Consider the following 815-nt stretch of genomic DNA (forward strand, 5'->3'; position numbering starts at 1 on the left):
ATTGTTTCACCTCAAACGTCGGCTCTGAAAGTCGTATTAGCTGAGCGCCTATATGAGTTAAGAAAAGCCAAAGGCATGACGTATGAAGATGCTTTGGAGAAGGTTAAAGACCCACTTATTTTTGCCAACTTGATGGTGAGGGAAGGGTTAGTAGACGGCACGGTAAATGGTGCGGTGTATACCACTTCTGATGTTGTGCGAGCTGCACTGCAGATCATCGGCCCTGCTCCCGATAGCGAGTTGGTATCGAGTTTCTTCCTTATGATGTTGTGTGAGCCTTTCCATAATCTAAAAGGTGGTCTGATTTTCAGTGACTGTGGCTTGGTGATTAACCCCAATGAAACGGAGCTGGCATCAATCGCGGTAGCCGCTTCTCAAAGTGCTCAGGCATTGCTAATGGAAGAGCCTAAGTTGGCGATGCTTTCATTCTCCACCAACGGTAGTGCGAAACATGAGTCGGTGGACAAGGTGCGCAGTGCTGCGCAGATAGTCAAACAGCGTTGCCCAGGTATTGCGGTTGACCAAGATGTTCAGCTTGATGCCGCAATTGTTACCGAAATCGCGGCTAAAAAGTTGCCTGATTCCGAAGTGAAAGGTCAATCCAATGTGTTGATCTTCCCCAACCTTGAAGCGGGCAATATAGGTTACAAGTTGGCAGAAAGGTTAGGTGGTGCGGTCGCCATTGGTCCTTTGCTCCAAGGGTTGAATCAACCGGCCAATGACTTATCAAGAGGGTGCTGCGCAGAGGATATCTTTAACGTCATTGCCGTTACCGCGGTACAAGCGCAGCAAGGGAAAGTGTCTGGCTCTAAGGC

At 48.8% G+C, this 815-nt stretch carries 1 protein-coding gene; it reads left to right on the forward strand.

What is annotated here, in order from left to right:
• Positions 1 to 815, forward strand: an 815-nt coding sequence (pta, locus tag BCT81_RS02510; protein ID WP_102423149.1) for a phosphate acetyltransferase, incomplete at both ends; no start/stop codon positions are given.

It is taken from the genome of Vibrio sp. 10N.261.52.A1 (genome assembly GCF_002876325.1).
Lineage (GTDB): Bacteria > Pseudomonadota > Gammaproteobacteria > Enterobacterales > Vibrionaceae > Vibrio > Vibrio chagasii.